Origin of the sequence: Pseudomonas sp., assembly GCF_026224925.1 — a bacterium.
Taxonomy (GTDB): domain Bacteria; phylum Pseudomonadota; class Gammaproteobacteria; order Pseudomonadales; family Pseudomonadaceae; genus Aquipseudomonas.
In genome coordinates this window covers 1-8,381 of record NZ_JAMFRV010000737.1, presented here as the reverse complement: position 1 = coordinate 8,381, position 8,381 = coordinate 1, and the positions used below count along the sequence as shown (strand labels likewise).

At 57.9% G+C, this 8,381-nt stretch carries 9 protein-coding genes and 1 pseudogene; 3 read left to right on the top strand and 7 right to left on the bottom strand.

All coding sequences use genetic code 11. The features are described from left to right. Window positions 1–154: pseudogene (locus tag M0974_RS30525) on the bottom strand (coniferyl-aldehyde dehydrogenase); the annotation flags it as partial. Between the two features lie 198 nt (window positions 155–352). Here M0974_RS30525 and M0974_RS30520 point away from each other — a divergent pair. The 3 genes from M0974_RS30520 (at window position 353) to M0974_RS30510 (ending at window position 3,155) form a co-directional block, all read left to right on the top strand. Next, window positions 353–1,498: a hypothetical protein gene (locus M0974_RS30520; protein WP_297845671.1), complete on the top strand. Its 1,146-nt coding sequence runs from the start codon at window positions 353–355 to the stop codon at window positions 1,496–1,498. A 91-nt stretch (window positions 1,499–1,589) separates the two neighbouring features. Further along, window positions 1,590–2,261 (top strand): TetR/AcrR family transcriptional regulator, encoded by a 672-nt coding sequence (locus M0974_RS30515; protein WP_297845675.1) that lies wholly within the window; start codon window positions 1,590–1,592, stop codon window positions 2,259–2,261. Window positions 2,262–2,300: 39 nt separating this feature from the next. Further along, on the top strand, window positions 2,301–3,155 hold the full coding sequence (locus M0974_RS30510; protein WP_297845669.1) for a sulfurtransferase: 855 nt from the start codon (window positions 2,301–2,303) through the stop codon (window positions 3,153–3,155). Window positions 3,156–3,357: 202 nt separating this feature from the next. Here M0974_RS30510 and M0974_RS30505 read toward each other — a convergent pair whose 3' ends face one another. From M0974_RS30505 to M0974_RS30480, 6 genes are all read right to left on the bottom strand, one after another. Continuing rightward, window positions 3,358–3,681, bottom strand: a complete 324-nt coding sequence (locus M0974_RS30505) for an AzlD domain-containing protein (protein ID WP_297845668.1) — start codon at window positions 3,679–3,681, stop codon at window positions 3,358–3,360. Further along, window positions 3,678–4,403, bottom strand: coding sequence for an AzlC family ABC transporter permease (locus M0974_RS30500; RefSeq protein ID WP_297845667.1), 726 nt, complete (start codon window positions 4,401–4,403; stop codon window positions 3,678–3,680). The genes M0974_RS30505 and M0974_RS30500 overlap by 4 nt, the downstream gene beginning before the upstream one ends. Window positions 4,404–4,473: 70 nt before the next feature. Continuing rightward, a complete protein-coding gene (locus M0974_RS30495) occupies window positions 4,474–5,490 on the bottom strand; it encodes a hydrolase (RefSeq protein ID WP_297845673.1) in 1,017 nt (338 codons plus the stop codon). Window positions 5,491–5,731: 241 nt separating this feature from the next. After that, on the bottom strand, window positions 5,732–6,313 hold the full coding sequence (gene rsmD, locus M0974_RS30490; RefSeq protein ID WP_297845666.1) for a 16S rRNA (guanine(966)-N(2))-methyltransferase RsmD: 582 nt from the start codon (window positions 6,311–6,313) through the stop codon (window positions 5,732–5,734). After that, window positions 6,313–7,791 (bottom strand): pitrilysin family protein, encoded by a 1,479-nt coding sequence (locus tag M0974_RS30485; RefSeq protein ID WP_297845664.1) that lies wholly within the window; start codon window positions 7,789–7,791, stop codon window positions 6,313–6,315. The genes rsmD and M0974_RS30485 overlap by 1 nt, the downstream gene beginning before the upstream one ends. Next, window positions 7,784–8,381, bottom strand: a 598-nt coding sequence (locus M0974_RS30480; RefSeq protein ID WP_297845663.1) for an insulinase family protein, incomplete at its 5' end; no start/stop codon positions are given. The genes M0974_RS30480 and M0974_RS30485, both read right to left, overlap by 8 nt.

The following is an 8,381-nucleotide window of genomic DNA, read 5'->3' as shown; positions in this document are numbered from 1 at the left end:
TTAGCAGCGTGCGCAGGGCCTTCAGCCATTGCTGGCGCTGGCCGGCAGTTGGCATTGGGTTAGCTGCAAAGGCTAGGCGCTGAGCGTTGAATAGCTGATCAAGCTCGGTGAGGGTCCGTTCGGACTCTTGCAGGTAGGCGATTTCGGCGGGCATGAGCGTGGCTCTTTTTAGCGTTGTACTGTGTTTTTAGAGTGATGACTCTATAAAGTCAAATGCGGTATGTCTCGTCCTGTGCAGAATGACTTGGGTATAGATGAATCCGCCTATTCCAGACAGATGGTCCGGGCCTTTGGGAACCGAAAGAATCAATGTGCCACCCAGATAGCATTCACTTCGCTCGAGGGTTTGCGCATGTCGATGAAAGTACTCGGTCCGTCCGCTCAAAATTTGAGCTTTCTCGATGCCGATGCCGCCCACCTGCGCAACGCATCATCGCCATTGCTGACCAATAGTGCAGCCAAGCGGGAAGGGCAGACCCAGGTCAACTTTGCTAGCCCATCGGAGCAATCTTCCAACGCAACTCAGTTTGCTGCCAAGGCGCCTGCCAACGGGATGATCAACTTTGGCGGCCCGTCCGAACCGTCGTCAGCGAATCGCATGCAAGGCAACCAACAAGCTCCGGGCGGCGATGATTTGGCTGCATTCGTGCGCGATCTCGTCAGCCAATTGATGCGCATTATTTCGCTAATGATGCCGCAGAATCAAAACGATCCGGGTTCGTCGTCGACGGACGATGCAGGCGGTCAGAAGCCGGTATCGCGTGCGGCCAGTTCACCTGGGCCAACTGATGTGGCAGACAGTTCGTTGCCCGCTGCTGCAAGCGCACCCCAGGCACTTGCCAATACCGCGCAGGTGCTACCCGCCGACAGTGCGAGTAAACCAACAACGAGCGACACCCCGACCCAGGTGGCCGCCGCTGGCGCTGCATCACCGACCGGTGATGGGCCGACTGCCGGCAGTGGTCCGCGCACCTTCAACGTCACTAACACCCAGGATCACGCGATCAAAGTCGGTCAGTTCGACAAGAATGACCAATTGACCGCGGAGATGACCCTGCAACCAGGGCAGAAAGGGAAGATGAACTTTCAAAGCGATTTCACCGGACTGCTGAAGCAAGCGGACTCAGACGGCAAATACAAATCAGACGCCAGCCGGCTTGAGTTCTACAACGGATTCATCAACACCAGCTACATCGACGGGCGTAACGCGGCGATTCACGCCACTGACAATAAAGGTTTCGAGATCGGTGACACGAAAAGCATCGCCGATAAAGCATCCGGCGAAATCGTCACGGCTGACTCGGCTGGCAACAAAACCGTCGCCGGTTTTTACGACGGTTCGTCGGACACTATGAATAAAGGCGGGCAGTTCATGACGGACACCTTGGGCACGGGCATGAGCTACATGCACCCCGATGACGACAAACTGCCACAGGGCCAAAATCCGATGCGCCATACCGATTCGATGACGCTGGATGTCACCTTCGGCAAGGCGTAGCAGCTTCGTCACCAGCACTACGTTGTCGTGTGTGCTGCGCGACGGTTGCGCTAAGATCCAGCTCATCTCGCTTAAACCGGTCGACCTGAACATGGCTCCACGTATCAAAACCCGTGAGCGCATCGTGCACATCAGTCTGGAGCTGTTCAATCAGCAGGGTGAGCGCAGCGTCAGTACCAACCATATCGCTGCGCACATGGAAATCTCACCGGGCAATCTGTATTACCACTTCCCTAATAAACAGGCGATTATTGCCGAGCTGTTTACTGCGTATGAAACGCTGGTGGACAGCTTTTTGCGGTTACCCAAAGGCCGTTTGCCGGGGGTTGAAGACAAGCGTTCTTACCTGCTGGAGTTGCTCGATGGCATGTGGCGCTACCGGTTTTTGCACCGCGACCTGGAGCATCTACTCGATGCCGATCCTGAGTTGGCTGCGCGTTATCGGCGGTTTTCCCAGCGCTGCATGATTCACGGGATGGCCATCTACGGCGGATTTGTCGAGGCGGGTATTCTGCAAATGGACAAAGTACAGATCGAGTCGCTGACCCTTAACGCCTGGATTATCCTCACGTCGTGGGTACGTTTTCTGTGCACCACCACGGAAAACTCCACGCGCCTCAGCGAAGAGGCCCTTCGCCGAGGTGTTTACCAAGTGCTGATGTTGGAATTAGGCTACGTCACTCCACAAGCGCGACTCTCAGTGAGCACGCTGTGTGAAGAGTTTTATGTGCCGCTGCATCGAGCGCTACAGGAAGTCAGCTGACCCTACTTTTCCCTTTTCCTTATAGGAGCGGAGCCCGTCATGACGATTGCGCAACTGATCAGCCCGGAGCAACTGTCTGCCCGACTCGATGAACCTGGGTTGGTGATTCTGGATTGCCGCTTCGCCTTGGAAGACCCGGAATACGGCCACAGCAGCTACGCCGAGGGACATATCGCGGGTGCACTGTTTGCGGACTTGGAGCGGGATTTAAGCGGCCCCGTGACCAAGGGCGTAACGGGTCGTCATCCGTTGCCGAACCCGGTTGATTTGATCCAACGTCTACAGGATTGGGGCATCAATCAGGACAGTGAAATCGTGCTTTACGACGACGCGCCCGGTGCGTTCGCTGCGCGGGGCTGGTGGTTGTTGGCGTGGTTGGGCAAGCGTGACGGCGTGTACTTGCTGGATGGCGGCCTGAAGGCTTGGCACGCGGCGGGTAAAAAGCTGAGTCTGGAGGTGCCGGTCACTGAAAAAGGGAATTTCACTGGGCATGCGGACGCATCGTTGCTGCTTAGCGCTGACGCGTTGCAAGCGCGTTTGGGCCGGCCGGAAATGACCTTGATAGATGCCCGCGCCGAGCCGCGTTTTCGGGGCGAGGTTGAGCCGATTGATCCTGTCGCCGGCCATATTCCCGGCGCGGTGTGTGCGGCGTTCAACGAAAACCTTGGCCCGGACGCGCGCTTTCTGCCTGCCGATCAGCTCAAACAGCGCTTCGCGGCGAAGCTGGAGGACCGTTCACCCGATGACTTGGTGGCGTATTGCGGTTCTGGGGTGACGGCGTGCCATAACCTCTTCGCGCTAAGCTTGGCGGGCTACCCGCTGGGCAAGCTGTACGCAGGATCGTGGAGCGAATGGATCACCGACCCCAAGCGCGAAATCGCAACCGGCGCATGAGCAGGTTTTAGCCACCTCCCGGATTCAGTGGGAGCGAACTTGTTCGCGAAGGGGGGCAACGCGGTATATCAGACAAACCGCGGCGCCTGCTTCCCGAATGAATTCGGTCCCACAGGAAAAATCCGATCCTCTGCAAACCTAATAAATTCTGTCCCACAGAAAGAATTCGATCCTCTGTAGGACCGAATTCATTCGGGAAGCCTTAAATCTGCCCCAACGCCCAGCGCAGCAGGAAAAACACCAGCAATCCGCCACCAATGGTCGCTAGCAGGTTACGGCTAAGTGCTGCGATGGCGATGGTTGCTAAACCTGCTAACAAATACGCGTTATCGAGGTTCAACTGCCAATGCTCGCCGTCGGGCAGCAGCATGCCTGGCACTACGATGGCAGTCAGCACAGCAGTCGGGACGTAATGCAGCCCCTGGCGAACAACTGGCGGGAAGCGCAGGTTCGGCCACGCGAATAGGCTGTATCGCATCAAAAAGGTGATTGCAGCCATGCCCAGGATAAGCCACCAGTAACTCATAAATGCACCTCGTTGCTCGATGCATCGTCCACGGTGGCGCGTCGACGTTCCAGCAACACACCCACCGCAATCCCGCTGAATGCCGCCGCCATCAATCCAAGTTTGTACGGCCAGGCATGCGTGATCAAGGCCACGGCGCCTGCCGCCAGAGCCGCCACGACTTGCGGTCGATTGCGCAACAAGGGCACGACAATACCGATAAAGGTCGCGAGCATTGCGAACTCCAGCCCCCAGCCCGCCATGTCAGGTACCGCTTCGCCGAACAACACGCCGACCACTGAGCTGCCGACCCAACAGGCATACAGCGAACTGGCGACACCCAGCCAATACCAATGCCCCAGCGCGGAGCGGCCGTGGACCAAGTAATAGCGCTGCACTACCGCAAAAGTCTCATCGGTCAGCCAAAATGCCAGTATCACGCGCCATCTCTGGGGCAGCTCATTGACCTGGGGTTGCAGCGTGGCGCTGTACAACACATGGCGCAGGTTGACGATGAATGTGGTCAGAAAAATCACTACTGCGCTGGCGCCCGCACCCATCAGGCTGACGACAATGAACTGTGCGGAACCGGCGTAGACGAACAGCGACATGCCAAGCGCTTGCCATAAGGACAAGCCGCCAGCGCCAGCCAACGTGCCGAAAATGATGCCGAAGGGGGCGATGCCGACCAGCATTGGAACGCTGTCGCGAAGACCATGGGAATACAACTGATGACGGGACATTTGTCTCTCCTTAGGCGCGCATAGTAGGCGGTCAGGAAAAGCGTGTCTCGCATGTTTGTGCGCGGCTAACTCAGTCAGCGGCTGTTGAACCAACACCGTGAGCGGTACTTAACCACTGCGGAATACGGCGTTCGAGGTAATAGCCGGGTTTTCTAAGCGAACCTTCGACGAAGCCAACATGACCGCCCCGGGCCTGAAGCTCGAAGTGGGTGCTGGATGACAATTCGTCGGGGTCGGGCAGGCTGTGAGGGAACACAAAAGGATCGTCAATCGCATGAATAATCAGCGTAGGCGTGCGGATATCACCGAGAAAATAACGGCTGGAGGCGCGGCGGTAATAGTCCTTGGCGTCGACGAACCCATTTAACGGCGCGGTCACCCGGCCATCGAAGTCCCAAAACGTGCGCATATTCTCCAGCGAGCCAAGCGCTGACAGCTCGGCCAACCCTTCACTGAGCCCTTCATGCTGGAAGCGTCGTTGTTTGTCTCGGATATAGGCAAGCATTTCGCGCATGAAGTGCGCTTGGTAAACCTTGGAAAAGCCTTGACCAATACGGTCTGCGCATTGGTCCAGACGGAACGGCACCGATACCGCAACGGCGCCTTGAAGTTTGCAGTTATTGCCTTCTTCGCCAAGATACTTGAGCAGCACGTTGCCCCCAAGGGAGTAACCGACAGCATATAAGGGTGCCAGCGGCCGTTTTGCATGGACGTGGGCGACGACGCTGGCAAGGTCTTCAGTGGCGCCCGAGTGATAGCTGCGCGGTAGAAGATTAGGCTCGCCAGAACAGCCGCGCCAGTTCAGCGCCACGCTGGCCCAACCTTGCGCTGCCAGAGCCCGCTGTAAGCCCACTGCATACAGCGAGTTAGACGATCCGGTCAGACCGTGCAGTACCAGCACCAGTGGCGCATCTGTTTCGTGCGGGCCATACCAATCCAGGTCCAGAAAGTCGCCGTCTTCCAGCCACAACCGTTCACGCTCACGGGCCAGCCGCGTTTTTTTGCGCCACACCGGGCCCCATAAGGTTTGCAGGTGCGGATTTCCCAGACCTAGAGCCGGGATAAAGCGTTCATCGGGTGTCGGCAAGGCAGGTCGGATAGGCACGTCGAAACTCATCGGCAAATTCACGGGACTGCTTGAACGCTACGTTGCCACAACTGCAGAGCGGCGTGCGGGGGTTTTTCATGAATGGTATGGGTGACCCGGTAAACCGCTTTCCCGAATGAATTCGGTCCTACAGGGGATCTCCAGTGTCCGTAGGAGCACCTGTTGGACCGAATTCATTCGGGAAGGGTTTGATGCGGTGCGCCAGGCGCACCGCGATCAATTACCGCTGCCACAACGCGTAGTACACCTGGCCGGCCTTTTTCTCACGGTGCAGGCGCCATTTACCCGGTACGCCGATAGTGGCCGGTGGTATTTCGCTTTCGGTATAAACCCATGCCTCATCGGCCAGCCAATTACGCTCCTCCAACAAGGCGCAGGCCGCAGGCAGCAAACCTTGGTGGAACGGCGGGTCGAGGAAGACCACGTCGAATTGCTGCGCAGGCTGACCTTCCAGATGACGCAGTGCATCGGTGTGTACCAACTGCCCGGTCGTGCACTCAAGGGCTGCCAGGTTCTGACGCAGGCTGGTAATCGCCGCGCTGCTGGAATCCAGCGCTAACGCCATGCTCGCGCCACGGGACAGTGCTTCCAGGTACAACGCGCCGCTGCCGGCGAACAGATCGAGCACGCGTGCGCCCTCGATGGTCGGCGCCAGCCAGTTGAACAGGGTTTCACGCACGCGATCAGGTGTCGGGCGCAAGCCAGGAGCGTCAGGGAATGTCAGGCGCCGGCTGCGCCATTGGCCACCGATGATACGTAGTTGACCCAGGCCGTTGTGGCCCTTAGGTCTTGGATTAGCCATTAATGCTCCGGTACGCCAAGCGGCTGCTCGACGGGGTTATCAGTTGGTGGCGGCAACTCTTTTTGCACGACCGTTGGGCCGGCAGTGACGATCACCATTTTGTCTGCACTCAAGTGCTTGTTCATCGCGGTTTTGACCTGTTCAACCGTGGTGCTCTGCGCTTGCTGCATGAAGTCTTCGAGGAACGTCAGTGGCAGATTGTAGAAGCCGATTGCGCCTAATTGGCCCACGATATCGGAATTGCTCGCGGTGGACAGTGGAAAACTGCCGGCCAATTCACGCTTGGCGTCGTCCAGCTCTTTCTGCGTAGGACCGGTGACGAGGAATTCTCGCACAATGTCCTGCACCAGCTTCAGAGTGTTTACGCTGAGTTCGGCGCGAGTTTGCAGGGCGATCATGAAAGGGCCCTGGACTTCCATCGGAGTGAAGCCTGACGAAACACCGTAGGTAAGGCCACGTTTCTCTCGCACTTCCGTCATCAAACGGCTGCCGAAGCCACCACCTCCCAGTACCGAATTGCCCAAGGTCAACGCGACATAGTCTGGGTCATTTCGGTCGATGCCCAACTGAGCGAGCATCAAGTGCGTCTGCTTGGAGGCAAAGTTGATGTGGGTTTCGCCCGCTTTCGGTGCCGTTGGTTCGGCAATTTTCGGCAAAGCAGGACCTTTCGGCAGCGAGGAAGATACCTGCGCGGCAATGGCTTCGGCTTCGGCGCGGGACAAGTCGCCGACCAACGCGATCACTACGTTCCCAGCGGCATACGCTTTGGCATGGAACGCTTTAAGTTGCGCGATGCTGATCGGGGGCACGCTTTTGGCGGTGCCTTCGCTTGGGTGCGCGTAGGGGTGATCCCCGTAGAGACGTTCAAACAGCTCGTTACCCGCCAGCCTGCCGGGGTTCTGTTTCTGGTATTCGAACCCGGCCAGCAGTTGGTTTTTGATCCGGGTCAGCGAGTCTTGGGGAAACGTAGGTTTGCCCACGACGTCGGCGAACAGCTTCAACGCCGGTTCGCGTTTGTCCACGGCGCTAAGGCTGCGCAACGACGCCAAGGCCATGTCACGGTAAGCGCCATTGCCGAAATTTGCGCCCAAGCCATCGAAGCCTTCAGCAATAGCACTGACATTTTTACCCGCTACGCCCTCGTTGAGCATGGCGTTAGTCAGCACTGCGATTCCGGGAGTGCCCTGATCGTGGCTGCTGCCGGCGGCGAAAATAAGGCGCATGTCGAACATCGGCAATTCCCGCGCTTCGACAAACAGCACCTTGGCGCCCTCTGCGGTTTTCCAGGTCTGGATATTCACTGTGCGGTGGGCTGGCGGTTTGCCGTCCAGTTCTTTCAGCGATTGCAGGTTATAGGCCGTTGCCGGAGCGTCGGTAGGGCTGCTGTCAGCCTGGGCCGAGAACATGGTGAACAGTCCGAGAACTGCCAGTGCGCCCATGCCGAACCGCGAGTAATGCATACCCTTGCACTCACTCATGTGCTTTCTCCTCAGGCAAAACATGCGCAACGCTGAGGCGCTCGCGGATGAAGTAGGTGCGCGCCGCTTTTTGAATGTCGGCTGGAGTGACGCTTTTGATCGAGTCCAATTCTTCGTCGATGAGTTTCCACGACAAGCCAACTGTTTCCAGCTCGCCAATGGTGCTGGCTTGACTGGTAATCGAATCGCGTTCAAAGACCAGCGCGGCGATCACCTGCGCCTGAACCCGCTCTAGCTCAGCAGGGGTCGGCGGTGTGGTTTTCAATTCATTCAACAGGCGCCAGATCCCGGCTTCGACATCGGCCAGGGTTTTCTTTTTCTGCACGTTGGGCGTGGCGCTGATCATGAACAGGCTGTCTCCACGGCTGAAAGCGTCGTAGCTCGAAGACGCACCGGAGACCAATTCTTCGCCACGTTCCAGGCGGGCCGGAATACGCGCGCTGTAACCGCTGTCGAGCAGCGCGGAAATCAGGCGTAAAGCGTTCACTGAGCGCTTGTCTTCAGCGGTAGCCATACTCGGCACGTTGAAGCCATACATCAGGCTTGGCAGCTGGGTTTGCACGTGCAAGGTGATCAGCCGCTCGCCGGGC